Annotated in this window: 24 protein-coding genes; 12 read left to right on the top strand and 12 right to left on the bottom strand. The window is 72.4% G+C overall.

Features of this window, described 5'->3' with window-relative positions; all coding sequences use genetic code 11:
- Position 1 precedes the first annotated feature (1 nt).
- Together ACZ6TV_RS39270 and ACZ6TV_RS39265 are read right to left on the bottom strand one after the other, a co-directional pair.
- The gene (locus ACZ6TV_RS39270; protein ID WP_465303723.1) at positions 2 to 1,219 is read right to left on the bottom strand and encodes an ABC transporter substrate-binding protein; all 1,218 of its coding nucleotides are present in this window, start codon (positions 1,217 to 1,219) and stop codon (positions 2 to 4) included.
- Positions 1,220 to 1,441: 222 nt separating this feature from the next.
- Positions 1,442 to 2,044, bottom strand: a complete 603-nt coding sequence (locus tag ACZ6TV_RS39265) for a TetR/AcrR family transcriptional regulator (RefSeq protein WP_465303721.1) — start codon at positions 2,042 to 2,044, stop codon at positions 1,442 to 1,444.
- A 56-nt stretch (positions 2,045 to 2,100) separates the two neighbouring features.
- Here ACZ6TV_RS39265 and ACZ6TV_RS39260 point away from each other — a divergent pair, with 56 nt between their 5' ends.
- The 3 genes from ACZ6TV_RS39260 (at position 2,101) to ACZ6TV_RS39250 (ending at position 5,273) form a co-directional block, all read left to right on the top strand.
- Positions 2,101 to 2,955, top strand: coding sequence for an alpha/beta fold hydrolase (locus ACZ6TV_RS39260; RefSeq protein ID WP_465303719.1), 855 nt, complete (start codon positions 2,101 to 2,103; stop codon positions 2,953 to 2,955).
- 47 nt (positions 2,956 to 3,002) lie between these two features.
- Positions 3,003 to 4,397: an LPXTG cell wall anchor domain-containing protein gene (locus ACZ6TV_RS39255; protein WP_465303717.1), complete on the top strand. Its 1,395-nt coding sequence runs from the start codon at positions 3,003 to 3,005 to the stop codon at positions 4,395 to 4,397.
- A 72-nt stretch (positions 4,398 to 4,469) separates the two neighbouring features.
- A complete protein-coding gene (locus ACZ6TV_RS39250; RefSeq protein ID WP_465303715.1) occupies positions 4,470 to 5,273 on the top strand; it encodes an SDR family oxidoreductase in 804 nt (267 codons plus the stop codon).
- Positions 5,274 to 5,338: 65 nt separating this feature from the next.
- Here the strand turns inward: ACZ6TV_RS39250 and ACZ6TV_RS39245 are convergent, their stop codons facing one another.
- Together ACZ6TV_RS39245 and ACZ6TV_RS39240 are read right to left on the bottom strand one after the other, a co-directional pair.
- Positions 5,339 to 5,803 carry a hypothetical protein gene (locus tag ACZ6TV_RS39245; RefSeq protein WP_465303713.1) on the bottom strand — a complete coding sequence of 155 codons (465 nt, stop codon included), beginning with the start codon at positions 5,801 to 5,803 and terminating at the stop codon, positions 5,339 to 5,341.
- Positions 5,804 to 5,816: 13 nt separating this feature from the next.
- The gene (locus ACZ6TV_RS39240; RefSeq protein ID WP_465303711.1) at positions 5,817 to 6,644 is read right to left on the bottom strand and encodes an LLM class flavin-dependent oxidoreductase; all 828 of its coding nucleotides are present in this window, start codon (positions 6,642 to 6,644) and stop codon (positions 5,817 to 5,819) included.
- A gap of 60 nt (positions 6,645 to 6,704) precedes the next feature.
- On the opposite strand from ACZ6TV_RS39240, the gene ACZ6TV_RS39235 reads away from it, so the two are divergent.
- The 3 genes from ACZ6TV_RS39235 to ACZ6TV_RS39225 are packed head-to-tail and all read left to right on the top strand — an operon-like array spanning position 6,705 to position 9,378.
- Positions 6,705 to 7,199 (top strand): MarR family winged helix-turn-helix transcriptional regulator, encoded by a 495-nt coding sequence (locus ACZ6TV_RS39235; protein WP_465303709.1) that lies wholly within the window; start codon positions 6,705 to 6,707, stop codon positions 7,197 to 7,199.
- 60 nt (positions 7,200 to 7,259) lie between these two features.
- Positions 7,260 to 8,768: an MFS transporter gene (locus ACZ6TV_RS39230; RefSeq protein ID WP_465303707.1), complete on the top strand. Its 1,509-nt coding sequence runs from the start codon at positions 7,260 to 7,262 to the stop codon at positions 8,766 to 8,768.
- Positions 8,769 to 8,781: 13 nt separating this feature from the next.
- Positions 8,782 to 9,378, top strand: a complete 597-nt coding sequence (locus ACZ6TV_RS39225; RefSeq protein WP_465303705.1) for a TetR/AcrR family transcriptional regulator — start codon at positions 8,782 to 8,784, stop codon at positions 9,376 to 9,378.
- Between the two features lie 36 nt (positions 9,379 to 9,414).
- Here ACZ6TV_RS39225 and ACZ6TV_RS39220 read toward each other — a convergent pair whose 3' ends face one another.
- The 5 genes from ACZ6TV_RS39220 to ACZ6TV_RS39200 form a co-directional block, all read right to left on the bottom strand.
- Positions 9,415 to 10,356, bottom strand: a complete 942-nt coding sequence (locus tag ACZ6TV_RS39220) for an ROK family protein (protein WP_465303703.1) — start codon at positions 10,354 to 10,356, stop codon at positions 9,415 to 9,417.
- A gap of 122 nt (positions 10,357 to 10,478) precedes the next feature.
- Positions 10,479 to 12,488: a DUF5107 domain-containing protein gene (locus ACZ6TV_RS39215; protein ID WP_465303701.1), complete on the bottom strand. Its 2,010-nt coding sequence runs from the start codon at positions 12,486 to 12,488 to the stop codon at positions 10,479 to 10,481.
- An 8-nt stretch (positions 12,489 to 12,496) separates the two neighbouring features.
- Positions 12,497 to 13,372, bottom strand: coding sequence for a carbohydrate ABC transporter permease (locus ACZ6TV_RS39210; RefSeq protein WP_465303699.1), 876 nt, complete (start codon positions 13,370 to 13,372; stop codon positions 12,497 to 12,499).
- Positions 13,353 to 14,318 carry a carbohydrate ABC transporter permease gene (locus ACZ6TV_RS39205; protein WP_465303697.1) on the bottom strand — a complete coding sequence of 322 codons (966 nt, stop codon included), beginning with the start codon at positions 14,316 to 14,318 and terminating at the stop codon, positions 13,353 to 13,355. Before ACZ6TV_RS39205 ends, ACZ6TV_RS39210 begins: the two co-directional genes overlap by 20 nt.
- A 58-nt stretch (positions 14,319 to 14,376) precedes the next feature.
- The gene (locus ACZ6TV_RS39200) at positions 14,377 to 15,711 is read right to left on the bottom strand and encodes an ABC transporter substrate-binding protein (protein ID WP_465303695.1); all 1,335 of its coding nucleotides are present in this window, start codon (positions 15,709 to 15,711) and stop codon (positions 14,377 to 14,379) included.
- A 334-nt stretch (positions 15,712 to 16,045) separates the two neighbouring features.
- Between ACZ6TV_RS39200 and ACZ6TV_RS39195 the strand changes: the two genes are divergently transcribed.
- The gene (locus ACZ6TV_RS39195) at positions 16,046 to 17,650 is read left to right on the top strand and encodes a fibronectin type III domain-containing protein (RefSeq protein ID WP_465303693.1); all 1,605 of its coding nucleotides are present in this window, start codon (positions 16,046 to 16,048) and stop codon (positions 17,648 to 17,650) included.
- 118 nt (positions 17,651 to 17,768) lie between these two features.
- The gene (locus ACZ6TV_RS39190) at positions 17,769 to 18,554 is read left to right on the top strand and encodes a DeoR/GlpR family DNA-binding transcription regulator (RefSeq protein ID WP_465303691.1); all 786 of its coding nucleotides are present in this window, start codon (positions 17,769 to 17,771) and stop codon (positions 18,552 to 18,554) included.
- A 4-nt stretch (positions 18,555 to 18,558) separates the two neighbouring features.
- Here the strand turns inward: ACZ6TV_RS39190 and ACZ6TV_RS39185 are convergent, their stop codons facing one another.
- The 3 genes from ACZ6TV_RS39185 to ACZ6TV_RS39175 all read right to left on the bottom strand — a co-directional run bounded on the left by ACZ6TV_RS39185 (position 18,559) and on the right by ACZ6TV_RS39175 (position 20,939).
- Complete coding sequence (locus tag ACZ6TV_RS39185; protein WP_465303689.1) at positions 18,559 to 19,263, bottom strand: SIMPL domain-containing protein; 705 nt, start codon at positions 19,261 to 19,263, stop codon at positions 18,559 to 18,561.
- A gap of 106 nt (positions 19,264 to 19,369) precedes the next feature.
- Positions 19,370 to 20,206, bottom strand: coding sequence for an alpha/beta fold hydrolase (locus ACZ6TV_RS39180; protein WP_465303687.1), 837 nt, complete (start codon positions 20,204 to 20,206; stop codon positions 19,370 to 19,372).
- Positions 20,207 to 20,285: 79 nt separating this feature from the next.
- A complete protein-coding gene (locus ACZ6TV_RS39175; RefSeq protein WP_465303685.1) occupies positions 20,286 to 20,939 on the bottom strand; it encodes a tyrosine-protein phosphatase in 654 nt (217 codons plus the stop codon).
- 49 nt (positions 20,940 to 20,988) lie between these two features.
- Between ACZ6TV_RS39175 and ACZ6TV_RS39170 the strand changes: the two genes are divergently transcribed.
- The 4 genes from ACZ6TV_RS39170 to ACZ6TV_RS39155 all read left to right on the top strand — a co-directional run bounded on the left by ACZ6TV_RS39170 (position 20,989) and on the right by ACZ6TV_RS39155 (position 25,907).
- A complete protein-coding gene (locus ACZ6TV_RS39170; protein ID WP_465303683.1) occupies positions 20,989 to 21,579 on the top strand; it encodes a helix-turn-helix domain-containing protein in 591 nt (196 codons plus the stop codon).
- Positions 21,576 to 22,979, top strand: coding sequence for a pyridoxal phosphate-dependent decarboxylase family protein (locus tag ACZ6TV_RS39165; RefSeq protein WP_465303681.1), 1,404 nt, complete (start codon positions 21,576 to 21,578; stop codon positions 22,977 to 22,979). The genes ACZ6TV_RS39170 and ACZ6TV_RS39165 overlap by 4 nt, the downstream gene beginning before the upstream one ends.
- A gap of 52 nt (positions 22,980 to 23,031) precedes the next feature.
- Positions 23,032 to 23,781, top strand: a complete 750-nt coding sequence (locus ACZ6TV_RS39160; RefSeq protein ID WP_465303679.1) for a phosphotransferase — start codon at positions 23,032 to 23,034, stop codon at positions 23,779 to 23,781.
- Positions 23,782 to 23,924: 143 nt separating this feature from the next.
- Entirely contained in the window at positions 23,925 to 25,907 is a 1,983-nt protein-coding gene (locus ACZ6TV_RS39155; protein WP_465303677.1) for an ABC transporter ATP-binding protein, read from the top strand.
- Positions 25,908 to 25,993: the final 86 nt, after the last annotated feature.

The raw sequence follows: 25,993 nt of genomic DNA, 5'->3' as shown, positions 1-25,993 counted from the left end.
CTTACTTCGCGCACGGCGGCTGGAACGTGGCCCACGGGCCCTTGGGCTTGTTGTCCGCGCCGAACTCGATCAGCGACAGCCCGCACGGCCCGTCCGCACCGAGGTGCTTGTCGGCGCCGAAGGAGAGCGTGAAGTTGGCCTGGCCGAAGGTCGCCGGGTAGCCCTTGATGCTCTGGATGGCCTCGTTGAGCTTCTTGGAGTCGTCGACCCCGCCGGCCTTCTCGATCGCCTGCTTGAGCACGTGCACCGAGTCCCACGCCTGCGCGTCGTATGCGGTGATGTCGTAGTCGTTGCCGTACTTGGTCTTCAGCAGCTTGACGAGCTCCTGGGTGCGCGGGTTCGCCGTGTTGATGGAGCCCATGAAGATGAGGCCCTCCAGGGCGCCCGGCGCGGCCAGCTTCCAGGAGGACGGCTGGTTGCCGATGGAGGCCAGGGAGAAGCGCTTGGTGCCCTTCATCTGGCTGCCGAGGGTGTTCTGGGCGAGCACCTCGAACGCGCCGCCGACGCTGGTCACCAGGATCGCGTCGGGGTTGGCGTTCTTGAGCCGGGCCACCTGCGCGGACAGGTCGGAGGCGTTGGCCGCGCCCTTCTCCGTCGCGACGATCTGCACGCACGACAGCGCCGGCAGCAGCGCCTTGTCCAGCGCGGCGATGGTGGTGGTGTCGTCGGTGAGGACGCCGATCTTGGTGATGTTCGCGGCCTTGAAGGCGCCGCAGTACACGTCGGCCCAGTCGGTCGTCGTGTTGGCGAGCATGTAGATCAGCTCGTTGTCCGGCGGCTGGACCAGGGTCGCGGTCACGCCGGTGGGTGCGATGGCGGGCAGGCCGAGCTGGGTGAGCGTCGACTTCGCCTGGAGGATGGCGGCGGAGCCGCTCTGCAGGAACAGCGCCTTGGCGCCCTGGCCGGCGAGCTTCTGCAGGACCGCGGGCACCTTGGTCGGGTCGGACTCGTCGTTCTCGACGACCAGCTTCAGCGGCCGGCCGAGCACGCCGCCCTTGTCGTTGACGTCCTGGATCGCCAGGCGGATGGTCTTGCCGGCGATGGTGCTGTAGGAGGCGCCGGAGCCGGTGCTGTCCTCGTCCAGGCCGATGATGATCGGAGCGCCCGACGCGGTGCCGTTGCTCGGTTTGTCCTCCCCCGCCTTGTTGCCGCAGCCTGCGACGGTGAGCGCCGCCAGCGCGAGACAGCTGACGATGCGAATCGTCGATGAAACGCCCATTTGTACCCCTGTCACGGAATTATACGAATCGTCAGCCTCGGAAGGAGTGATCGCGGCGAACGCCACCGGTCTCATTCGATAACCTAACAAGCGCTTGGTTTTTACATCTTGGCGAGGGCCGACCAGCGTGTCAAGAACACCGCCGCAGCACGGACGTAACAGAACCGTCAAAACTCGACGAGCGCCGCAGGGCTCCCCGCGGCGCTCACGGCAGGTCTACCGCTATACAGCCAGGGAGTCGATGAGCCGGTCGAGGACGGCGCCGATCTCCTGACGGGCCCGGACCGGGTCCTCGGCCTGCGCCAGGTAGAGGGCGGCCTCGTCGAGGGCGCCGATGAGCACGTGCGACAGCGGCTCGGGCGGCTGCTCCGCGATCCGGCCCACCGAGATGGCGAAGCTGACGAGGCTCTGCACCAGGCCCATCCCGTGCCGCAGGCTGATCTCGCGCCAGCGCGCCCAGCCGAGCACCGAGGGTGCCTCGATCAGCACGATGCGCTGCACCTCGGGCTCGGCGCACGCGTCCAGCCAGACCCCCGCGCCGAGCCTCATGAGCGCGATCGGGTCGGTGAGGCCGCTGGCCCCGACGGCGTCGTCGATGCGGCGGGTCATGTCGGTCTCGACCAGCTCGAAGACCGCGGCGAACAGGTCGGTCTTGTCGGCGAACTGGTGATACATCGCGCCGCGGGTGACGCCGGCGGCGCGGACGATCGCCTCGGTGCCCACGCCGGCGAAGCCGGACTCGGCGAAGAGGGGCCTGGCCGCCTGGATGAGCGCGGCACGGGTCGCCTCCGAACGCTGCTCCTGGGTTCGGCGGTTGCTTTTCATACAGGCAGTACGTATGTTTGTTGTGCCATACCGTGAAGATACCGCGAGGAGGCGCCATGCCCGCCGTCGACATCCCGCAGGGCCGCATCGAATACCGCGCCGCCGGACCGCAGGACAGCACCCTGCCCCCGGTCGTCCTCATCCACGGGCTGCTCGTCGGCGCCTCGTTGTGGTCGGCCACCGCCTCGGCGCTCGCCGAGCGCGGGATCCGCAGCTACGCGCCGGACCTGCCGCTCGGCGCGCACCGCGTGCCGTGGCCGGACGGCACCGACCTGAGCCCGCGCGGGATCGCCCGGCTCATCGGCGAGTTCCTCGCCGCTCTCGACCTCAGCGACGTGACCCTCGTCGGCAACGACACCGGCGGCGCCCTCTGCCAGTTCCTCCTCGACACCGACCACAGCCGGGTCGGGCGGGTCGTCCTCACCAACTGCGACGCGTTCGAGCAGTTCCCGCCCGCGCCGATCGACCTGCTCGTCAAGGCCGGCCGCAGCCCCGCCCGGCTGCGCCTGCTGGCCGCGTCGGTGCGGGCGAAGGCCCTGCGCCACTCGGTCGCCGGCTATGGCGGACTGGCCCGCGACCCCCTCGACGCGGCCCTGACCGCGAGCTGGGTCGCCCCGCTGCGGGCCGACGCCGCGATCCGCCGGGACGCCGCCGCGTTCCTGCGCGGCATCTCCCCCGCGGACCTGCTCGACGTCTCGACCCGCCTGCGCACGTTCCGCAAGCCGGTCCGCCTGGTCTGGGGCACCGGCGACCGCTTCTTCAAGCTGAGCCTCGCCCATCGCCTGCGCGCCGCCTTCCCCGACGCCACCCTGGTCGAGCTGCCCGGCGCCCGCACCTTCGTCCCCCTCGACGAGCCGGGGCGCCTCGCCGCCGAGATCGCCGCCGCCCACAAGCCCGCCCAGATCGCGTAGCCGCACGGGACAGCGGGAAGATCGACGGCCTGCTAGCTTCACCGCGCGTGACGTCCAAACGTACGAGAGCTTTCGGGGCAGCCGGCGCGCTGGCCCTCGCGGTCGGGGGACTCGGGCTCGTCACCACCCCTGCCCATGCCGAGACCACGTTCACCGAATACGGCACGACCTGGCTGACGCCGGGCATGACCGCGCAGTCGCCGGGCCGCGCAGCGCGGACGCTCGTGGCGGTCAGCAGCGCCGCGGAGCTGGTCGGGCTCACCGCGGAGTACGACCTGACGGATCTGGGCACCGCGGTCGTGGTCACGCCGCCGGCGGACTGCACGACAGCCGGGAAGAAGGTCACGTGCCCGATGCACGACGGGCCGTCGACCTCGTGGGCAGACGCGCAGGTCGACCTCGTCTACCGGGCCGGACCCGGCGCCGCCGCGGCGGCTGGGAGCACGCTGAGCGTGCCGGTCCGGGTGGCCGGGCCGAACGCGAAGCCCCTCACCGGGAACGCCGAGGTCCGCATCACCCACGGCGCGGACCCGATCCCGGCGCAGCCACAGGTGCGGCTGCAGGGCAGGTCGCGCAGTCCCCTGGCGCTGCCGGTGGCCTTCACCAACTGGGGCGACCGCGCCCTCGACGGGTTCTGGGTGCGGGTCAACGGCGACAACGCGTGGACGCACGGCGCGACGCTGCCGGCCGGCTGCGAGATGATCTCGCCCGGTGAGCCGCCGTCGGTGCGGTGCCGGGTGGACCGGCGCGTCGAGGTCGGCGGCACCTACGACACGCCGGTCAGCATCCCGATGCACGCCGTCGCCGGTGACCTGTCGTTCGTGCTGTGGGCCGAGCCGCTCACCCCGCTGGAGAGCGTGTACTACTCGACGACCACCGTCACGGCGCACCTGACCAGCGGCGTGCCCACCGACATCGCGGTCGAGGGTGCCACGGTCGCCGGCGCGGCGGGGCAGACGGTCTCGTTCACCGTCACCGTGCGCAACCTCGGGCCGTCCGACCTCGGCGACGTCCGGGGCGGCGAGCCGCTGTGGCTGCACGTCGAGGTGCCGCCCGGCACCACCAGGGCGGTCTACCCGCCGGGGTGCATCGGCTCGGACACGCCGAAGCCCATGTTCAGCTGCCGGGTCCCGGCGCTGCCCGCGGGCAAGATGATCATGTTCGGGTTCGGGGTCACCGTCACCACGAAGATCGCCGACGCCACCGGGAAGATCACCTACGAGGTGTCGGACGGTTTCTACGACTTCGCCGACCCGGACCCGGCCAACGACACCGCGACCGTGGTCGTGAACGCGACGCCGCACCTGCCGGTCACCGGCGACCGCGTCGGCTGGATCGCCGCCGCCGGTGCCGTGACGGTCGTGGCCGGCGCGGCGCTGCTGCTGTGGGCCAAGCGCCGCCGCACGGTCGTGCTGGTCGCCGGCGAGGACGAGATCGCCTGAGTCTCGAAATCGCCTGACAGGACGAGATCGCCTGACGGGCGGCCCCGGGGCCGGCGGCGGTATGGTGCAGCGATGCAACGCACCGCGCTGGTCACCGGGGCATCGTCAGGGATCGGGCGAGCGACCGCCGCGGCGCTGGTCGCGCGCGGATTCCAGGTCATCGGCACCAGCCGCCGCCCGGCCGAGCTGCGCGACGACCAGCGCCCGGACGGTGTGCGGTTCCTGCCGCTCGACCTCGGCGACGACACGTCGATCGAGGCCCTCGCCGCGGCCGCCGGGCAGGTCGACGTCCTCGTCAACAACGCCGGCGAGAGCCAGAACGGCCCTTTTGAGGAACTGCCGCTCGACGCCCTGCGCCGGCTGTTCCAGATCAACGTGCTCGGGCCGGTCCGGCTCGCCCAGCTGCTGCTGCCCGGCATGCGCGCCCGGCGCTACGGCCGGGTCGTGATGGTCGGCTCGATGCTCGCGTCGTTCCCGTTGGCGTACCGCTCCTCGTACGTCGCGTCGAAGGCGGCGCTGAAGGGCTTCAGCGACGGCGCCCGGCACGAGTACACCCCGTTCGACGTGTGGCTGACCACGGTGGAGCCGGGCGCGATCAGCACCGGCATCAGCGAGCGGCGCACCAGGTACGTCGCCGACGACTCACCGCACAGGGCGGACTTCGAGCGGATGCTCGCCGCCCTGGACCGCAACGAACGCGCGGGCACACCGGCGTCGCGGGTCGCCGCGACGATCGTCAAGGCGATCGAGACGCCCCGCCCGAAGCCGTTTTACGCGGTCGGCAGCAACGCCCCGCTCGTCTTCCCGCTGCGCCGCCTCCTGCCCCAGTCCCTGGTCTCGAAGGCCACCCACCGCCGCCACGACCTGCCGCGCTAGACCACCACGACGACCAGCGGCACCTGCTCGGGGCGTGTCGTCGATGGTGCCCGCCCGGTGCACCGTCACGTCGGGGAGAAGGTCACCCGGTAGGTGGGGAGTTTCTGCTTGTCCGGCGTGGCTGTCGGATACACCAGGATGCGGCCGGGGGCGACCTCCACCGGGCGTTCGCTGCCGGGCGCCAGGTTGCGCCGGTCGGCGGCGGTCGCGATGCAGCGGAAGCTGCCGCGGTGCGGCGCGGCGCCCGGCAGGTCGAGGGTGGCGTCCAGCCGGACCTGCGCGCCCTCGAGGCGGTCCAGGCCGTGGATGCGCACCACGCCCCGCACGCCCTGGGTCCGCATGTGGTGCTGGAGGTCGTCGTGGTGCTGGATCGCCTGCGCCTTGGACACCAGCGGCAGCCCGATGGCACCGGCGACGGCGAGCAGGCCGCCGGCGATGCCGGAGCCGGCCGGCATCCAGGGCGCGCACGACAGCAGGAACAGCGCGCTGCCGGCGCCGATCATCGCGAAGCAGATCCGAGCACCCTTCATCGACGCATGATAATCACCGCAGGCGCGGCAGGACGTCCCGGCCGAGCCGCTCGAGGTGTTCGTCGCGGCCGGTGGCGGGCACCTTGAGGTTGAGCACGGTGAAGCCGAGCGCGAGCAGGCCGTGCAGCCGCTCGGCGAGCCGGCCGGGCGGCTCCTCGAGCGGCCGCACCTCGACGTTGAGCGCGCAGGTGATGTCGTCGATGGAGCGGCCGGCCCGCTCCGCGGCGGCGGCGACCTGGTCACGCATCGCGGGCAGCCGCTCCAGCGGCGCGTAGCCCAGCGACGGCATCCACCCGTCGGCGAGCCGCCCGGTGACGGCGAGGGCGCGTGGCCCGAACGTGCCCAGCCAGACGGGGATCCGCCGGTCCGGCTTCGGCTCCATCGGCGCGGCGTCGACGTGATGGACGCGGCCGGTGTACGTGGTGACCGGCCGCGACCAGAGACCGTGGATGATCTTGAGGGCATCGGCCAGGCCGTCGACCTTGTCCCGTGGCGACGGCACCGCGATGCCGAACGCACGGAACTCCTCGTCCGACGCCCCGCCGCCCAGCCCCAGGATCAGCCGGCCGCCACTGAGCCGGTCGAGGGTCTCGGCCATCTTCGCCACCATGGCGGGTCGCCGATAGGGCACGCCGAGCACCCGCGGCATGACGCTGATCCGCCTCGTGTGCGCCGCCATCCAGGCGAGCACCGTCCACGCCTCGTGGCTCGGCTCGGTGCCGCTCGGGTGGTCGGACGTGGAGACGAAGTCGAAGCCGAGCGTCTCGGCGGCCCGCGCGGCGGCGACCGGGTCCACCGCGGTGCTCGCCGGAACGTCGATCCCGAACTTGATGCTTGACATGTCATGCACGCTACCCGCGGTGCGTTTGACACGTCAAGCAAATCTCGTAGCCTTGACCGCATGACCGAACCGCGCTGGCTCACCGACGCCGAGATGCACACCTGGCGTGGGTATCGCCGCATGCGCGCCCTGCTGGACCTGCAGCTCACCCGCGACCTCAGCACCGACTCCGGCCTGTCGGACGCCGACTACGACGTGCTCACCGCCGTCTCCGAGGCCCCCGGCCGGCAGCTGCGTCTCGGCGAGCTGGCCGCCTCGATCCGCTGGTCGACGAGCCGTCTGTCGCACCAGGTCGCCCGCATGCAGCAGCGCGACCTGGTGACCCGCACCGGCGCCGACGACGACGGCCGCGGCGCCACCGTCGTGCTCACCGACCACGGCTGGGCCACCGTGCAGGCCGCCGCCGTGCACCACGTGGCCTCGGTCCGGCGCCACTTCATCGACCTCCTCGACGACGCCGACGTCGCCGCCCTGGGCCGCATCGCCGACAAGGTCCTCACCCACCTCACCGACGCCACTCCCCCCACCCCACCCCGGCGCCGCCGAGCCCTTTGAGCCGGAAGGTGATCACGCCCACTCTCGAAACTTCACCGACCAGTCGGTACAGTTTCGCCCATGGCGCTTCCCGCGACGGCGTTGCCGCACCCGATCCTGTCCCCCCGGCGACGGTGGGCGGCGCTCGCCGTGCTGGCCGGGACGGTGCTGCTGCTGGCCATCGACGGGACCGTCCTCGCCCTGGCGGTGCCGGCGCTGACCGCGAGCCTGCGGCCGACCGCCGAGCAGATCCTCTGGATCGGCGACGTCTACTCGCTGACCCTCGCGGGGCTGCTGGTGCTGATGGGCAACCTCGCCGACCGGTTCGGGCGCAAGCGGGTGCTGCTGATCGGCTCGGCGGCGTTCGGAGCGGCGTCGCTGCTGGCGGTGTTAGCCACGTCCGCGGAGGCGTTGATCGGGGCGCGGCTGCTGCTCGGGGTGGCGGGAGCGACGCTGATGCCGTCGACGCTGTCGCTGATCCGCAACATCTTCCCCGACGGTGCCGAGCGGACCCGGGCCGTCGCCATCTGGTCGACGGCGTTCGCGGCGGGCTCCGCGGTCGGGCCGCTCGTGGGCGGGTTCCTGCTGGAGCACTTCTGGTGGGGATCGGTGTTCCTCATCAACGTGCCCGTCATGCTCGCGGTGCTCGCCGCGGGTCTGCTGCTCCTGCCCGAGTCGTGTGACCCGGAGCCGGGGCGCTTCGACGTCGCCTCGGCGGTGCTGTCCATGGTCGCGGTCGTTCCCGTCGTCTATGCGGTCAAGCACCTGGCCGGGTCCGGCGTCGACGCGCTGACCGTGGCGTCGGCGGCGATCGGCCTGGCCGGCGGTGTGCTGTTCGTGCGGCGGCAGCGCCGGCTGCGGGAGCCGATGCTGGACGTGGAGCTGTTCCGCAGCCCGGCGTTCTCGGGCGCGGTCGCGGCGAGCGTCATCTCGATCTTCGCCCTGACCGGGCTGCTGTTCTTCTTCTCCCAGTACCTGCAGCTGGCCCGCGGCAACAGCCCGCTGCGGGCCGGCCTCGCCGAGCTGCCGGTGACGATCGCCGCGATGGTGGTCGTGGCCGTCGTCGGCATCGCCACGGCCCGGCTGGGCCGCGGCCGGGCGATCGCCGCCGGCCTGGCCGCGGCCGCCGCCGGGCTGGCGTTGATGGCCGCCGCCGCGCACGGGCCGTACCTGTGGCTGGGCCTGGCGCTGGTGCCCGTCGGGCTGGGCATCGGGCTGGCGTTGACGCTGACCGGCGACGCGATCATCTCCGCGGCGCCGCCGCGGAAGGCCGGATCGGTCTCCGCGATCACCGAGACCGCCAACGAGCTCGGTGTCGTGCTGGGCATCGCGGTGCTGGGCTCGCTGATGACCTCGGTGTACCGCGCGACCGTCACCGTGCCGGACGGGCTGCCGACCGGCGACGCCATCCGGGTGCGGGACTCGCTGGCGTCGGCGGTGCAGGTCCTGCCGCCGCAGGCCGCCGCCGGCGCCCGGGACGCCTTCGTCACCGCCGTGCAGGTCACCTCGCTCACCGCGGCGGCCCTGATGGCCGGCGCGGCGGTGCTGGCCTGGGCGCTGATCCCGTCGCAGCCGGCGCCCCGGCCGTAGGTACGGTGTCACCGTGGGACGCACCGCAGGCCGCACGCCGCACGACACCCGCCGGGCGCTGCTGTCGGCGGCCGGGGACGCCATCCGCGCCCGCGGCATCCACGCCTCCCTGGACGAGATCGCCCGCTTCGCCGGCGTGTCCAAGGGCGGCCTGATCTACCACTTCGCCAGCAAGGACGCGCTGATCCTGGAGCTGGCCCGCGACCAGCTGGCCACGTTCCAGGCCCTCATCGACGCGGCCCTCGACCCGGAGGACACGGCACCGGGGCGGCTGACCCGCGCCTACCTGCGGGCCGCGCTGACCCTGCCGGCGGACGAGGTCCAGGCCCGGGAGTCCCTGACGCTGATCACCCAGCTGATGACCATCCCCGCGGTCGCCGAGCTCGCCCGCGCCGACGCGGAACGCATCGACACGATGCTGGCCGCCGACGGCCTCTCCCCGGACGTCCTGGCGCTCGTCGTGGCGGCGGCGGACGGGATGAGCAGCGCGCCGCTGTGGGGCGCCTCGGCACAGACGCCGGCCCACCGGCGGCTGGTGGAGCGCCTGCTGCATCTGACGCGGCAGCCCCTTCTCTGGGACGACCAGGACTGGCCCCCGCAGGCGCGCTGACCCCGGCGCTTCGCCGCGACGACGACGGTGGTCGGGTCAGTGCGGCGCCGGTGCCGTTTCCCGTGGACGGGCGGCCGCCCAGGCGAGCAGCCCGGCGCCGTGGGTGCCGGCGAGATCCGCGAAAGCCGCGGCCCGCACCGCGGGTCCACCGTGGATGGTCATCCGCTGCCGTACCCCGGCGGCAAGCGGATCCAGCAGTTGCGCGCCGGCACCGGCGAGGCCACCGCCGATCACGACGATCCTGGGGTCGGACACGGTCGCCGCGACCGCGATCCCGTCCGCGAGGGCCTCGACGGCCTCGCTCCACACCGCGCCGGCGACGGGGTCTCCGGCCGCCGCCCGCTCCGCGACGTCCTTCGCCGTGGCCGGTGGGCCGCCGCGCTGCTCGTACCGCCTGGCGATCGCCGACGCCGACGCCACCGCCTCCAGGCAGCCGAGGCCGCCGCAGCCGCACCGGGGTCCGCCCGGCCGCACCCGGAGGTGGCCGAGCTCGCCGGCGGCGTGGTGTGCGCCCGGGTGGACCGCGCCGCCGATGACGTGCGCGGCCGCGATACCGGTCCCCAGCGCGACGAACAGGACGCTGCCGGCGTCCCGCCCGGCGCCGCGCGCCGCCTCGGCCAGCGCGCCGGCCCGGACGTCGTGGGCGAGGGTGACGGGGATGCCGAGCCGGGCGGTGGCCGCGGCGCGGACCGGCACGTCCCGCCAGCCGAGGTTCGCCGCCCACCGGGCCATTCCCGCGTCCTCGTCGACGATGCCGGGCACCGCGATGCCGGCGGCGACCACCGCGCGACCGGCGGCCGGTGCGCGTGCTGCCATCGCGGCGGCCGCGTCGAGCACCGAGTCCAGTGCCGCCTCGGGCCGCATCGGCTCCCGGTGTACGGCGACGACGGCGTGGTCCGCGTCGAGGAGCGCCGTCTTCACGTACGTGCCTCCCGCGTCGACGGCCAGCACCGCGGGTGCGCTCACCGGGTGGGTCACGGACTCCTCCTCGGATACGGGATGCGACGACGTGCGGGATGCGACGACGTGCGGGGCGCGACGACGTGCGCAGGGTTCGGCCGCGGCCCCCGGTCCGGGTGGCCGCGTTCAAGCCGGGACGGTCAGCCGGACTCGTGCATCCGGTAGTCGTACAGGCAGGGCAGCGGGTGCTCGCGGCGGATCCGCACCCGGGTCGCCGGGTCGAGCCGGCCCATGCCCGCGGCGGCGGCGCGCTTCTCGTGATAGGTCCACCAGAGCGTGTCCAGGGCGTCCTCGCCCTCCCGCAGGTCGTCGACGACGATCCCGTCGTCGAGCAGCCGCTTCGCCCGGGCCAGGTCGCCGAAGTCGAGCGCGGCCCGGCACTCCAGCAGCCGGATGCGGCCGTGCCAGCGCTGCTCCCGGTCGAGCCGCTCCACGATGGACAGCGCGTCGCCGGGCCGGCCGGCGGCAATGAGGGCCTCGAGGGCCTCGGCCGTCAGCGGCCGCAGCCGGGGCGCCATGCGGTGCGCGGCGGTGAGCCGGTCGGCGGCGAGCGCTCCGTCGCCGTCGGCCAGGTCGACCATCGCGAGGTTGCGCAGCGCCCACGCGTTGGCCCGGAAGGTCAGCGACCGGCTCCAGGCGTCCCGCGCGCCGTCGGTGTCGCCGGCGTGGAAGCGGTTGACGCCGAGGTGCAGCCAGGCGAACCAGTTGCCGGGCTGGGTGGCGGACGACTTCTCCAGCAGTTCCCGCCAGGCCGGTCCGACCGTGTACGACGACGGCGGCAGCTCCGGCGCCGGTGCCGGCATGGCACCGGTGTCCACCAGCCGCAGCCAGGACTGCTGGTCGCGGCCGATCGTCTCGTCGCCGAACGGGGTGCCGGGCAGGCGCAGCGACCGGTCGCCGTCATGCTCACGCAGCCGGCGCTGCAACGCGCCCCAGCCACTGCCCCGGTGCAGCCCGGCCTGTGGCGGCCGCCCGGCCTGACCGGTGGCCTCCGCGAGCGCGGCGTCCACGGTGGACGCCGGGACGAGCTCGTCGAGTGCCGTCCCGACCGCCGACCGCGCGTCGGCCCACCGGCCGTGGACGGCGTCCGGGTCGCAGGCGAGCATGCCGTACGCCTCGACCCACGACCACGTCTCGCCGGCCGGCAGCCGCAGGTGCTCCATCTGGGTCCGCGCCGGGCTGGTCTGGATCTCCAGGTAGCCGGCGCCGGGGCCGGACAGCCACTCCTGCCAGTTCCGCCCGCCGATCGAGGTGCCCCAGCGGAAGAGCTTGCGCCCGCGCAGGTTGCCGGTGGACGTCTGCACCAGGCCTGTCCCGTCGGCGTCGAGCGCGGCGATGTAGGGCCGGCCGGCGCCGAGGTCGTAGAAGAAGTCCGCGGCCGGTCCGCGCCGTCCCGGGTACGTCTCGTCGGTGCCCTCGTGGACGGGCACGCGGATGCGCCGCAGCACGTTGTCGTACGAGAAGTGGTAGGCGCGCTCGGCCGGCACGACGATCCGGGTGTCCGGCGTCTCCGGCACGGCGATGTTGGTCCACCAGTACAGGGGCGTGTCCGCCGGGTTGGGGTTGGTGACGCGAACGTGGGCGTAGAGCACCGGCGAGCCGGCCGGCAGCCACAGCTCGACGCTGAAGACCAGCTCCCGCAGCCGTTCGAACTCCCACATCCGCAGCACGGGCGTGCCGTCCGGGCGGTCGACCCGGGCGGCGTGCACCGGGGCGCAGCCCAGCGGGGTGTGCCCGATGGTGCCGATGTTCCACTCGATGCCGCCGGCGAACCAGGCGTTGCGCAGGCCGAGGTTGGCCGGCTGCAGGATCGGGTTGCGGTGCAGCAGCTCCCGCCCGGTGGGCAGGTGCCGCAGCGACCACAGCCGGCCGCCGTAGTCCAGCAGCACCTCGGCGCGCAGGACACCGTTGTCCAGCACCGCGACCCGCAGCGGGGTGTCGGCGCGCTCCCGGCCGTAGCCGTCCTGCATCGTGTACGGCAGCAGCGACGTGACGTGGCCGTAGGCGAGGTTCTCGGCCATCGCCGCGTCGGCGACCCCCGCGTCGAGCCCGGCGTGGAAGTCGCGCAGCCGGCGCAGCGGCGGCAGCGGGTTGGCCGGGCCCAGGGCCGCGGCCGGCACCGTCACCGTGGTCAGCTCCAGCGTGCTCATGTCCCCGGTCATTTCTCAGCCCCGACGGTGAGTCCTTCGATGATGCGCCGGCCGAGCCACCAGTAGATGACCACGATCGGCACCACCACGATGGCCAGCCCGGCGAACAGGCCGCCCCAGTTCGACGTGTACTGCATCGTGCCGTAGAGCCCGAGCAGCGCCTGCGGCAACGTCTGCTGGTCGGTGTCGACGACCAGGATCAGCGCGAGCAGCGTCTCGTTCCACAGTGACACGACGGTGAGCACGAGCGCGGTGATCAGGCCGGGCTGGGCGAGCGGCAGCATGACCCGCACGAACATGTGCCCGACCGACGCGCCGTCCAGCGCGGCCGCCTCCTCCAGCTCGTGCGGCAGGGACCGGAAGAACCCGGTCAGCAGGAAGACCGCGAACGGCAGCGAGGTGGCCACGTAGATGATGGTCAGGCTGATCCGGTCGTCCCACCAGCCCACCGTTTCGTAGGCGAAGCTGGAGATCGACTGCGTCAGGACGAAGATCGGGATGACGATCGCCTGCAGCGGGATGCCGGTGCCGACGGCGAAGAACGTGGTGAACGGCCCGGCGGTGCGGGTCCTGGCCCGGGCCAGCATGTAGGCGGCCGGCGCGGCGAGCGCGACGACCGCGACGGAGGCGACCCCGACGATCGTCAGCGAGTTCAGGAACGCGGTGGAGAACCCGGAGACGCTCCAGGCCTGGGTGTAGTTGCGCCACTGCGGGTCGCCGGGCACCGCGAACGGCTCGCCGAACACGTCCTTGCTGCGTTTGAGCGAGGTGGCGACGATCCACACGAGCAGGAACAGGTTGAACGCCACCCAGCCCAGCAGCACCACCCGTGCGGCATGGACCAGGCCCGGCTGGCGGCGCCGTTTAGAACTGAACAGCTTCACGGCGCATCACCCGTCGGAGGAGGATCACGAGGACGGCGATCGCGGCCACCAGCACGACGCCCATGGCGGCGCCGTAGCCCAGCAGGTAGGCAGGTGACCGGCCGCCGGTGGTGACCACGAACTGATGGATCGGCACGGTGCGGGTGTCCGGGATCGGTGAGTCGCCGGTGCCGGTGAACGCGTAGATGAACTCGAAGATCTTCAACGAGTTGATCACCCAGAGGACCGCGGCCACCGACACCACGTCCCACGACAGCGGCAGCGTGACGTGGCGGAGCTTCTGCAGGGGCGTGGCGCCGGCGAGGTCGGCGTCCTCGTAGAAGTACGCCGGGATGCGGTCGGTGCCGGCCATCAGGATGACGACGTAGAAGCCGGTGGAGACCCACACGAGGCCCACCAGGATGGTGGAGAACAGCCGGTCCGGCGCGAGCCACGGCTTGGCGAGGGCGTCGAGGCCGATGCTGCGCAGGGTGGCGTTGGCGAGGCCCTGCGGGTCCAGCAGCAGTCCCAGCGCGACACCGATCGCGATCGGCGACACGATGTACGGGAAGAACAGCAGCGACCGCAGCGCGCTCTTGGCGCGGATCTCGCGCAGGGCGATGGTGAGCACGAACGCGAGGGCGAAGACGGCGACGCCGCACACGGCCAGGATGGTCAGCGAGTTGAGGAACGCGGTGCGGAAGATGTCGTCGGACCACAGCCGCCGGTAGTTGGCGAGGCCGACCCAGCGCATCTCGTCGCCGGCGCCGCGCCACGAGTGCAGGCTGATCCAGATCCCGGAGACCGCCGGTCCGGCGACGAACGCCAGGTAGACCGTCAGCGCCGGGGCGACGAACCACCAGTACAGGCGGCGCCGGCCACGGCCGAGCGGGCCGTCGTTGTGCTTGCGCGGCCCGGGTTTGGGCGAGGTGACCCGCGGCCGGGTCACCTCCTCGACCGTGGTCACGACGCCGCGACCTTGATCTGCGCTACTGGTGAGCGGCCCGAGCCGCTCCGCCGGCCGCTCACTGGTTCTTCGCGAGCTTGACGGTCTCCGACTTGAGCTTCGCGATGAAGCCGGCGGCGTCGAGCTTGCCGTTGAAGAAGTCGCCGTTGAGCGGCTCCCACACGTTCGACACCCACTCGGGCGCGACGGCACCCGCGTCGTCGTAGGGCAGGAACAGGTTGTCGCCCGCCGCGATCAGTTCCTTCTGGTAGTCGGCGAGGACGGCCGGCGCGGGGATGTCGGTGCGCGGGGTGAGGTTCTTCGCGTCGGTGCCGATCTTGCCGAGGCGGTCCTTGTTGAGGAAGAACGCGATGAACTTCTCGGCCGCGTCGGCGTGCCGCGCCTTCGCCGGGATCGCGAAGCCGATGACGCCGGCCTCGGCGGCGGTGTTGCCCTTGCCGCCCTCGACCGTCGGGTACGCGAAGGAGCGGTACTCGAAGCCGGCCGACGCCTGCGGTCCGGTCTCGCTCGGCCCCCACGTGCCCATCAGCAGCAGGTCGGTCGGGCTCTTGCCGGCCGCCCACGCGTTCTGCTGGGCGGGGAACTTGGTGGCGTTGAAGTCCTTGACGATGTAGCCGCCCTTGACGAGCTGCTCGACGTCCTTGGCGGCGGCGAGGAACGCCGGGTCGTCCCACGTGGCGCCGGTCTTGTCGGTGGCCGCCTTGGCGAGCAGCCCGACACCGCCGTGGCGGATGATCGACCAGGTCGTGAAGTAGGCGTCGTAGAACTTGATGTCGCCGTCGAGGGCGATGGGGGTGCGACCGGCCGCCTTGCGGGCGTCCAGCGCCGCGACGAACTCCGGCCAGGTCTTCGGCGGACCGGCGGCCCACGCCGGGTTGGCCTTGCCGTCGAACCACATCGTCGAGCCGATGATCTCGTAGGGCACGACGATCGGGGCGCCGGCGGCGTTGCGGTAGGGCTTGATCAGGCCGGCCGGGATGACCTCGGAGACCTTCTTCGTCTCGCCGTCGACGGTCGTGCCGTAGAGCCCGTCGAGGGCCCTGACGCCGTCGACCTTGCCGAGGATGCCCTTGATGGTGCCGGCGTCCTGGTCGGTCAGGTCGGGCGGGTTGCCGGCGTTGAGCCGGGCAGCGACCTGCTTGACGACGTCGCGGCCGGCCCACTGGACCTCGACCTTGATGCCGGTCTTGGACTGGAACTCCTCGATCGCCGCGGCGAGGACCTTCTGCTGGTCCTCGCCCTGCTTCCACATCGACCAGTAGACGAGGTCGGTGCTGGCCTTGCCCGTGTCACCGCCGCCGCCACCGCTGCCGCACGCGGCGAGCGGACCCGCGACGATGGCGGCGAGCAGCGCGGCGAATGCCTTGCGCCGGGAGAAACGTGTCTGCGCCATCGAGTTCGAACCCACCTGTCTGCATAGAGGGAAGTCGAGCTGCCTGAGGTGACGTGCGCTTGCGGTGCCCATACTCGGCGCGTACTTCGCAGCTGTCAACACCATCTTGCAAAAGTTGCAACATTGCCCTGAGCCGTCACTTGGGGTAGCAATGCGCGCCGTTCCGCATGCAAAGCAGCATCCAGTGCAGTCTCACGCAAAGTTCTGCAACAAGTATTGCCAAACATGGCAGCTCTGAGCAGACTGGCAAACCTCAATGCAATCCCCTCGGAGGCATCGATCGGCGTGCCCACCCCGGGGCGCCGCCCCTCCACCCCCAAGAGGAGGCATCACCGTGCGACAGCAACTCCTCCCCGGTCGCGGCAGACGAAGGCTCGCGACCGGCCTGTCACTCGTCCTCGCCGCGACCACCGCCGTCGTCGTCGCGAGCTCCGTCCAGCCCGCCGCCGCGGCCGACCAGGTGCTGTTCTTCGACGACTTCAACGGCACCGCCCTCGACACCACCAAGTGGGTCGCCGGCCTGCACCAGTGGGGCGGCGCCAACAACGGCGTCGTGCCCGAGAACCTGGCGGTGCGCACCGTCAGCGACAACGGCCAGAACATCGGCGTGCTCGTCGCCCAGGCCAACGGCACCCAGTACACCGGGCCGGTCCGCGGTGTGAAGAGCACCAACGGCAGCTACGAGATCGGCGACCCGCGCCGCTACACGCGGCAGGCGACCGGCCAGATGAGCGGCGGCCTGGTCTGGACCCAGCAGCGGTACGGCGCCGGCCGCTACGAGGTCCGGATGAAGAACCTGCCCCAGCCCGGCGGCTGCTCCTGCATCTGGAACTACTACGAGCCCGGCACCAGCGACTACACCGAGATCGACATCGAGATGCCGGCCAACGGCACGGCCGCCCGGGCGGACTGGTCCCGCTGGGCCGGCCTGAACACCTACGTCGCGCCGAACGACGCCGGTGCCACCTACCAGAACGTGGACCTGGGCTTCAACAACAACGACGGTAACTACCACGTGTACCGCTGGGACTGGTACGACGGCGTCAACGGCGCCAAGCGCATCGAGTTCTACGTCGACGGCGTCCTGCGCTCCACCCAGACCGGCACCGTGCCGACCTCCCCGGCGCAGCTGTGGGTCGGCAACTGGCCGGCGTCCTGGTCCGGCAGCTTCAACTACGCCACGCAGTACCAGTACATCGACTGGGTGCGGATCTCCACGCTCGGCGGCGGTGGCGGCACCGACACCCAGGCGCCGACCGCGCCGACCGGCCTCACCTCCACGGGCAAGACGTCCACCACGGTCAACCTCTCGTGGGGCGCCTCCACCGACAACGTCGGCGTGGCCGGCTACAACGTCTACCGCAACGGCTCGACGCTGCTCACCTCCACCACGGGCACCGGCACCACGACGCAGCTGACCGGTCTCACCCCGGGCACCGCCTACGCCCTGACGGTGAAGGCCCGCGACGCCGCCGGCAACCTGTCCGCGGCCAGCAACCAGATCACCGTCACCACCGACACCGGCGGCGGAGGTGGCGCCGACAAGCTCGTCAACGGCGACTTCCAGGCCGCGACGCTCAGCCCGTGGAGCTGCTCCGGCACGTACTCGCAGCAGGCCACCGGCGGCGAGGGCGGCAGCAAGGCGCTCAAGCTGACCCCGACCGGGTCGACGACCGCCCGCTGCGAGCAGACGGTCTCGGGCCTCACCCCCGGCAGCACCTACACGCTCAGCGGCCGCCTGCGCAGCGACGGCTCGTACGCGTACCTCGGCACCACCGTGGCCGGCGTGGCCACCGAACGCGGTACCACCTCCGCCACCTACACGACCGTCACCGTGCCGTCGTTCGTGGCACCGGCCAGCGGCACCGTCACCGTCTACGTCCACGCGTGGCGGCAGCAGACCCAACCGGTCTGGGCCGACAACCTGACCCTGTCCTGAGCGTTCCGACAGCATCCACACCAAGGCGGGACGGGCACACGCCCGTCCCGTTTTGCTTGTCACCAGGATGCAAGAATGGACGGGCAACGGAACACGACTTTGCAAGGTAGGAGCAGCGGTGAACCGGTACGAGCGCTGGACCAGGCTGCTGGAGATGATGGCGGACACCGGTCAGCTCAACATCGACGACACCGCCGAGGCGCTCGGCGTCTCCTCCGCCACCGTGCGACGCGACTTCGACGAGCTCGCCGCGCAGCAGCTCGTGCAGCGCACCCGGGGCGGCGCCGCCGCGCACAGCGTCTCCTACGACCTGCCGCTGCGCTTCAAGGTCGCCCGTCACGCGCCGGAGAAGCAGCGCATCGCCGCCGCCGCGGCCGCGATGATCACCCCCGGCTCGACGGTGTGCCTCAACGGCGGCACCACCACCACCGAGGTCGCCCGGGCCCTCGCCATGCGCGCCGACCTCAACAGCGACCAGCGCGGCCCGGCAATCACCGTCGTCACCAACGCCCTCAACATCGCCAACGAGCTCGTCGTGCGCCCCCACATCCGGGTGGTCGCCACCGGCGGCGCCGCCCGCCCGCAGTCCTACGAGCTGATCGGCCCGATCGCCGCCGCCATGCTGCAGACCGTCGCGGTGGACGTCGCGGTCCTCGGCGTCGACGCGATCGACCACCAGCACGGCGCGAGCGCGCACAACGACGGCGAGGCCGCGATCAACCAGATCATGGCCGACCGCGCCGACCGTGTGATCATCGTGGCCGACAGCTCCAAGCTGGGCCAGCGCGCCTTCGCCCGGATCTGCGCCATCGCCGACGTGGACACCCTCGTCACCGACAGCACCGCGACCGATGAGCACATCACGGTCTTCACCGACGTCGGCGTCAAGGTCGTCCGGGCCTGACCTCTTACGGCTCCTGCAGGGCCCATTCGACGGTCACCGTCGCGGACAGCCTCAGCAGGCCCGGCTCGGTGGGCACGTCCGAGCCGCCGCGGTAGTCCGGCGCGCCCGCACCCGCGCTGCCGGGCGTCAACCCGGGCACCTCCGCCACCCTGATGACCCGGCCGAGCTTCCTGCCCGCCTCCCCTGCGTACAGGTCGGCCTTGGCCCGGGCGTCGGCGAAGGCCTTCTTGCGCGCCTGCGCGAGCAGCGCCGTGTCGTCGTCGATCGAATACCACACGCCGTTGAGCCGCCCGGCGTCGCCGGCCGCCTTGATCGCCGCCGACAGCAGCGCACCGGCCTTCGGCAGGTCCCGGACGGTCGCGCTGATCCCTTGAACGGCGGTGTAGCCGGTGACTGCGCCGCCGTCGTCGTCGCGTCGCGAGCTGACGGTGACGTTCGACGTCCGCAGGTCGGCGCCGGTCAGCCCGGCACCCAGCAGCGCGTCGCGCATCCGGGTGGCCGCGGTGCTCGCGCGTCGCAGGGCCTCGTCGACCGTGGGCGCGCCGGTCTCCACCGCGAAGTCGGCGGTCAGCGTGTCCGGCGCGCCGGAGACCTCGCCGGTGCCGGTGACCAGCACGCTGTCCGCGGGTGCCTCCGCGGCGGCCGCGGGGCCCCCGGCGGCCAGCACGACCAACGCGGTCAACGCGACCAAGAGCTTCGATCGGTACATTCTTCACCTTCTAGTCGTATCACCCACATTCTGACCTATTTGGTCGCGGCGGGTGGTCTAAAAGGTGGGACGGCACCTCTCAGCGGTCTCAGCAGTCTCAGCGCTCTCAGCGCTCGAGGAAGCGCAGCAACGCCTCGTTGAACGCGGCGGCGTGGGTCACGTTGCAGCCGTGCGGGGCGCCCGGCAGGATCACCAGCTCGCTGCCGAGGATCGCCGCGTGGGTACGGGCACCCGAGCCCTCGAACGGGACCGTGGCGTCGCCGTCGCCGTGCAGTACCAGCGAAGGCACCGTCACCCGGGTGAGGTCCTCGCGGAAGTCGGTGTTGCCGAACGCGGTCATGCACTCCAGTGCCGGGATCTTCCCGGCCTGCCGGCACATCGCGAGTGCTTCCTGCCGCTCCTGCTCGCTCACCTGCAGCACCCCGCCGGCGGAGTAGAACTGCGTGATGAAGTCCTCATAGAACGCGTCCTTGTTCGCGGTCAGCGCCGCGGTCATCTTCGCCGCCTGCGAGGCGTGCAGCGGTCCGCCGGGATTGCCGGGGACGTTCATCATGTACGGCGTGACGGCCGCGGCGAAGACGACGCTGCGCACCCGTTCGGGGCCGTACGTCGCCAGGTACCGCGCGACCTCGCCGCCGCCCATCGAGAAGCCGACCAGCGTCGCGTCCCGCACGTCGAGCTCGAGCAGCAGCGTGTGCAGGTCCTCGGCGAGCGTGTCGTAGCCGTACCCGGTCAGCGGCTTGTCGCTGCGCCCGAAGCCGCGCCGGTCGTACGTGATGGGCCGGTACCCACCGGCGAGCAGCACCGGCAGCTGCGGCGCCCACGACTCCCCGGTCAGCGGCCAGCCGTGGATCAGCACCACCGGCCGTCCGGTCCCGCCCGGATCGTCGACGTGCAGTTTCGTGTCCTTCACCAAGCCCTGATGCGCGATGATCTCAGTCATGATCCACTGATGCCCGCACCGCGCCCGCTGACACATTCCGGCGCGGATCGCACCCCGTGCGGTCCCGCCGGCGACCAGGTCAGCCGCGCAGCCGGGCGCGCAGGACGGCCAGCCGATCGGCCGGCAGGCCGTGGGCGAGGAGGTAGCCGTCGGCGCCGGACCACCGCTCGTCGACGAGGTCGAGCATCGCCAGGATCGCCTCCGGCTCGCACTCGCCCGGCGAGTCCCAGCACACCGACGAGAACGCGTAGTCCTCGGCGATGACGTCGTCGGCGACGCCCGCCACGCGCAGCAGCAGCGCGACGAGCATGCCGGTGCGGTCCTGCCCCGCCTGGCAGTGCACGAGGACCGCGCCGTCCGGTGCGTCGGCGACGGCGGCCACCGCCGCGACGACCCGCCGCGCGTCGCCGGCGATGCGGCAGCGGTACAGCTCGCCGACCTCCGCCAGGTCCGACAACTCGTCGGCTGGGTCGTCGTCCGGGTCGGTGAACGGCACGAGCCGGTACATCGGATCGCGGGCGAGCACGTTGGGCCGCATCGCCGCCTCGTCGGCGCACCGCAGGTCGATGATCCGGCTGACCCCGTGCGCCCGTAGCGCCGCGATCCCGGCCACGGTGAGCGCGTGCGGCGAGTCGGCCCGCACCACCGCCCCGTGCCGGACCACGCCCCCGTCCGCGGTCGGCAGCCCGCCGAGATCCCGCGCGTTGCGCAACCCGCCCCACTCCAGCCTCATCGATGAACCATATCCTTGATAGCGGAGGAATCTCTACTATCGTGGATTCATGTCCAGTGGTGGAGGGTTGCTGTCCAGCGGGCTGTCGATGACCGACCTGGGATCGCGGATCAGGGCCCGGCGGCGGGCCCAGGGGCTCGCGCTGGAGCGGCTGGCCGAGCTGAGCGGCGTGAGCCGCAGCATGGTGTCGGAGGTGGAGCGGGGCACGAAGACGCCGACCGTGCTGGTGCTGGACCGGCTGGCGACGGCGCTGGGCACGTCGATCTCCCGCCTGCTGGACGAGCCCGACGAGCTCGCCCTGGTGGTGCTGCCGCACGACCGGCAGCGGGTGGTCCACGACCCGGCGGGGTGGCAGCGGCGCATCCTGTCGCCGGTGCTGCCCGGCGTCGAGTTCGAGTTCATGCGCACCGTGCTGGGGCCCGGCGTCGACGCCGGGGAGTTCTCGCCGCACCAGCCCGGCTCGCGGGAGTACGTGGCCGTCGAGTCGGGCCGGCTCACGCTCACCATCGACGGGCGGGCGGCGACGCTGGAGACCGGCGACTCCGCGTACTTCCCCGGCGACTGCCGTCACGCGTTCGCCAACCCCGGCGACGTCGAGTGTGCCTACTACCTGGTGATGGACCTCGGGGCGGAGCGGTGACGGACGAGCTGACGCGTGCGGGCCGGCTCGCCGCCGACGTCACGGCCGGCTATCTGGCGGGTGTCGGCGCACGACCGGTGTGGCAGCCGGTGACGGAGGCCGACCGCGGTTGGTTGCTGCGGCAGGACCTGCCGGCGGCGGGCCGGCCGCTGCCGGATCTGCTCGACGACATCCGCACCCGGGTGCTGCCGTATCCGATGGGCAACGGTCATCCCCGGTTCTTCGGCTGGGTGAACTCCGCGCCGTCGGCGGCGGGCGTGCTGGTCGCGCCGATCGCCGCCGCCCTGAATCCGAGCTGTGCCGGCGGCGAGCACGCCGGGGTGCTGCTGGAGCACACGGTGCTGCGGTGGCTCGCCGGTCTGGTCGGCTTCCCGTATCGACCCGGCGGTGGCCTGCTGACCAGCGGCGCTTCGATGGCGACCGTGATCGCGCTGGCCGCCGCCCGGCAGTGGGCCGCGGGCCGGGACGGCGCCGACGTCCGCGAGGACGGGCTCCACGGCCGGCCGCCGATGGTCGTGTACGTGTCCGCGGAAGGGCACAGCTGCCTGCGCAAGGCGGCCGAGCTGCTGGGTCTGGGCGGCCGGCAGGTGCGGGTCGTGCCGGTGGACGACGGCTTCCGCATGGACGTCGACGCGCTGCGGACCCTGGTGGCCCGTGACGTGCGGGCGGGACTGCGCCCGTTCTGCGTGGCGGCGAGCGCGGGCACCGTCAACACCGGTGCCGTCGACCCGTTGGACGAGATCGCCGACGTCGCCGCCGCGCACGGGTTGTGGTTCCACGTCGACGGTGCGTACGGCGCGCTCGGCGTCCTCACCGGCGACGCCCCCTACACGGGCATGGCGCGGGCCGACTCACTCGTCCTGGATCCGCACAAGTGGCTGGGCGTGCCGGTCGACTGCGGGTGCGTGCTCTGGCGTGACCCGGCGCTGACCCGTTCCACGTTCAGCCTGGTGCCCGCGTACCTGCGCGACGATCACGACGACGGGCCCGGGTGGTTCTCCGAGTACGGCCCGGAGCAGACCCGCCCGTTCCGGGCTTTGCGGGTCTGGGCCACCATGTCGCACCTCGGCAGGGACGGGATCGTCCGGCTGGTCGGCACGACGGTCCGGCTCGCGCATACCCTTGCCGCGATGATCGACGCCGCGCCGGATTTCGAACTGCTCGCACCGGTCGGCACCTCGATCGTCGCGTTCCGGTACCATCCCGGCGGCCCGGACTCCGGGCTGGATGCGGTCAATCGCCGGATCCCTGCCGTGGTCCAGCGCCGCGGACGCGCCTTCCTGACCGGCACCCGGCTGGGCGGGGTGGAGGCGCTTCGCGCCTGCCTGCTCAATCCGGCGACCACCGAGGACGACCTGGCGCTGCTGCTCGACGAGATCCGGGCGGCGGCCCGCTCATGAGCCTTCCGGTTCGACGGGCATTTCTGTCGTACCGCTGTGCTTGAGTAGCCGCATGACCGAGACGCCCCGGGACCGTGCGACGCAAGCGATCCGCGCGCACGCGCCCGAGCTGGACGGCAGTGCTGTCAGCGACCTGGGGCACGGGCTGGACAACACGGCGTTCCGGGCCGGCGATCTGGTCGTGCGGGTCGCCGGGGACGGGCGCGGCGTGGCCTGGGAGGCGGCGCTGCTCGCGGTGGTGGCGCTGCGGGTGTCGGTGCCGGTGCCCGCGGTCCGGTTCGCCGAGCGGGACGTGCTGGCATATCCGATGCTGCCGGGGCGGCCGTTGCTGGGGCGCGAGGCGCCGGCCGGGATCGCCGCGGCGCTGGGGCGGTTCCTGCGGGAGCTGCACGCCATCGACGTGGCGGGGCTCGACGTGCCGGTCGAGCCTGCCGATCCCGAGGAGTGGCTGGAGGAGCTCGACGGGCCGCCGGAGCTGTATCGCGACGTGCCCGCCGTCGCCGTGACGGCGGTGCTCGCCCACGCCGACCTCGGGGCGGAGCACATCCTGGAGGAGGGGGGCCGGGTCACCGGGATCATCGACTGGTCCGACGCGGCGGTCACCGATCCCGCGCTGGACTTCGCCCGGCTGTATCGGGACTTCGGGCCGGGGTTCCTCGGCCAGGTGCGGGCGGCGTATGGCGAGATCCCGGACCTTGCGCGGATCGAGTTCTTCGCCCGGTGCGCGGCCCTGGAGGACCTGGCGTATGGCGGCGAGCACGCGAGGGCGGCGGAGCGGAGCCTGCGGTGGCTGTTTCCGTAGGCGCGCAAATGGGCGGCGGCGCGGCGGCGCTTGGCATAGCCTCGCGGGGAGAGGCACGACCAGACGGAGAAGGAGATCGATCATGCGGGCATCCGGCGGCTTCCCCGATCTCCTGCCAGTCTCCTTCGCCGGAAAGGCACTTCGTGCTTCGTCGCTTCGAGAACGCCGCTGACCCCTTCCCCACCGCCGATGCCGGCACCCCCGCCGCCGACGTGCGGCGGTTCCTCCTGCGGGAGCTCAGCCCGCTCCGGCCGGTAGTCGTGGCGGCGGTCGCCATGACCGTCGTCTGCGCCGCGCTGGAGGTGTGGCTGATCGGCTATGCGGGGCGCCTGGTCGACCTGCTCGCGGCCGGCGGCCCGGGCACGCTGTGGGCCCGGCACGGCGCGGAGCTGGTCGCCGTGGCCGTGCTGGTGCTGCTGGTCAGGCCGGCGCTCAGCCTGGTCAGTGAGGCGCTCGACGACATCACGTTCCGGGCCAACGCGCGGCCCCTCGCCCGGTGGCGGGCGCACCGGCACGTGTCGCGGCAATCCGTCGGCTGGTTCCGCGCCGACCTCGCCGGGCGGATCGCCAGCTGGGTCCGCGACGGCGGCGACGCCGCCAGCACCGCCGCGTATTCGGTCATCCACACGCTCGTGTTCGTCGTGGCGTATGTCGCCGGGTCCGTGTGGGTGATGGCGGCCGTCGACCCGCGGCTGCTGCTGCCGCTCGGCGCCTGGATCGTGGCATATGTGCTGGTCATGCGATGGGTGGTGCCGCGGTTCCAGCGGGCGTCGGAGCGGCTGCAGGACGCCGAGTCGACGCTGACGGGGCTGCTCGTCGACTCCTACGTCAACGTCGACACGCTCGCGCTGCTCGGCGGCCCGGACGCCCGCACCGAGCACGACCGGCGGGTGTTCGCGCGGGCCAGACGGGCACACCTGGACCTGCAGCGGGTCGAGGTGACGATCAACAGCGCGATGCTCACCCTGGGCAGCGCGCTGCTCGTCGGCCTCGTCGGCTATGGGATCGTGCTGTGGCGCTCCGACGCGGCGCCGCTCGGGCTGGTCGCGGCGGCGCTGGCGCTCAGCTTCCGGATCAACGCGATGGCGGAGTGGCTGCTGGACGCCGTCTCGGCGCTGTTCGGGGCGGTCGGCGCGCTGCGGCAGGCGCTGCGGACGATCGCGCAGCCCCTCGCGGTCCAGGACCAGCCGGATGCCGGCGACCTGCGGGTCCGTGGCGGCGCGATCAGCTTCCACGGCGTCAGCCACCACTACGGGCGCGGCGAGGGCGGCCTCGACCGGCTCGACCTGGACATCGGCGCGGGCGAGCGGGTCGGGGTCGTGGGCAGGTCCGGTGCGGGCAAGTCGACGCTGGTGGGCCTGCTGCTGCGGTTCCACGAAGCGGAGGCGGGCACGATCACCGTCGACGGCACCGCCGTCACGGACGTGACCCAGGAGAGCCTGCGGGCGCAGATCGCGATGGTCGCCCAGGACGCCACCCTCCTGCACCACTCCATCCGCGAGAACATCGCCGGGCACGCAAGCGCGGCGGCGGCCGGCATCGACGCCGCCCTGAGGAAGGCGTCCGCGGACGGCTTCGTCGCCGGCCTGCGCGACGCGGACGGCCGGACGGGACTCGACGCCCACGTCGGCGAGCGGGGCGTGCGACTGTCCGGCGGCCAGCGGCAGCGGATCGCCCTCGCCCGCGCGTTCTACCGCGACGCACCGATCCTCGTCCTCGACGAGGCCACGTCGGCGCTCGACTCCGAGGCGGAGGCCGCCATCCACGACACCCTCGACGAGGTCATGCACGGCCGGACGGTGATCGCGATCGCACACCGGCTGTCCACGATCGCCCGCATGGACCGCATCGTGGTCCTCGACGCCGGCCGGATCGTGGAGCAGGGCACCCACGCCGAGCTCCTCGACCTCGGCGGCCTGTATTCCGACCTGTGGTCCCGGCAGTCGGGCGGCTTCATCGCCACCACAGCCAACCACGACAAAACCGGCACCCCAGCCGCCCACAACGAAACCAGCACCACGGCCGACCGCAACAAGACCGGCACCACAACCGGCCACAACGAAACCAGCACCACGGCCGACCGCAACAAGACCGGCACCACAACCGGCCACGACGAAGGGAGTTGACCCCTGATCTTGGACACCTGGAACCTGGATCTTGAGTGGTTCGGGTGGATGGGAGTCCTGGAAGACTATGGCTATGAAGCATTACC

It is taken from the genome of Dactylosporangium sp. NPDC051087 (genome assembly GCF_055586325.1).
Note: the sequence above shows the minus strand (reverse complement) of the source record. Positions and strands in the feature narration are given on the sequence as shown.

Bases quoted from the DNA above. Each gene is read 5' to 3' on its own strand.
- ACZ6TV_RS39180 (WP_465303687.1), bottom strand. From the start codon at position 20,206: ATGACTGAGATCATCGCGCATCAGGGCTTGGTGAAGGACACGAAACTG.
- ACZ6TV_RS39215 (WP_465303701.1), bottom strand. From the start codon at position 12,488: ATGAGCACGCTGGAGCTGACCACGGTGACGGTGCCGGCCGCGGCCCTG.
- ACZ6TV_RS39265 (WP_465303721.1), bottom strand. From the start codon at position 2,044: ATGAAAAGCAACCGCCGAACCCAGGAGCAGCGTTCGGAGGCGACCCGT.
- ACZ6TV_RS39270 (WP_465303723.1), bottom strand. From the start codon at position 1,219: ATGGGCGTTTCATCGACGATTCGCATCGTCAGCTGTCTCGCGCTGGCG.
- ACZ6TV_RS39170 (WP_465303683.1), top strand. From the start codon at position 20,989: ATGTCCAGTGGTGGAGGGTTGCTGTCCAGCGGGCTGTCGATGACCGAC.
- ACZ6TV_RS39230 (WP_465303707.1), top strand. From the start codon at position 7,260: ATGGCGCTTCCCGCGACGGCGTTGCCGCACCCGATCCTGTCCCCCCGG.
- ACZ6TV_RS39260 (WP_465303719.1), top strand. From the start codon at position 2,101: ATGCCCGCCGTCGACATCCCGCAGGGCCGCATCGAATACCGCGCCGCC.
- ACZ6TV_RS39245 (WP_465303713.1), bottom strand. From the start codon at position 5,803: ATGAAGGGTGCTCGGATCTGCTTCGCGATGATCGGCGCCGGCAGCGCG.
- ACZ6TV_RS39160 (WP_465303679.1), top strand. From the start codon at position 23,032: ATGACCGAGACGCCCCGGGACCGTGCGACGCAAGCGATCCGCGCGCAC.
- ACZ6TV_RS39175 (WP_465303685.1), bottom strand. From the start codon at position 20,939: ATGAGGCTGGAGTGGGGCGGGTTGCGCAACGCGCGGGATCTCGGCGGG.
- ACZ6TV_RS39185 (WP_465303689.1), bottom strand. From the start codon at position 19,263: ATGTACCGATCGAAGCTCTTGGTCGCGTTGACCGCGTTGGTCGTGCTG.
- ACZ6TV_RS39235 (WP_465303709.1), top strand. From the start codon at position 6,705: ATGACCGAACCGCGCTGGCTCACCGACGCCGAGATGCACACCTGGCGT.
- ACZ6TV_RS39240 (WP_465303711.1), bottom strand. From the start codon at position 6,644: ATGTCAAGCATCAAGTTCGGGATCGACGTTCCGGCGAGCACCGCGGTG.
- ACZ6TV_RS39200 (WP_465303695.1), bottom strand. From the start codon at position 15,711: ATGGCGCAGACACGTTTCTCCCGGCGCAAGGCATTCGCCGCGCTGCTC.
- ACZ6TV_RS39250 (WP_465303715.1), top strand. From the start codon at position 4,470: ATGCAACGCACCGCGCTGGTCACCGGGGCATCGTCAGGGATCGGGCGA.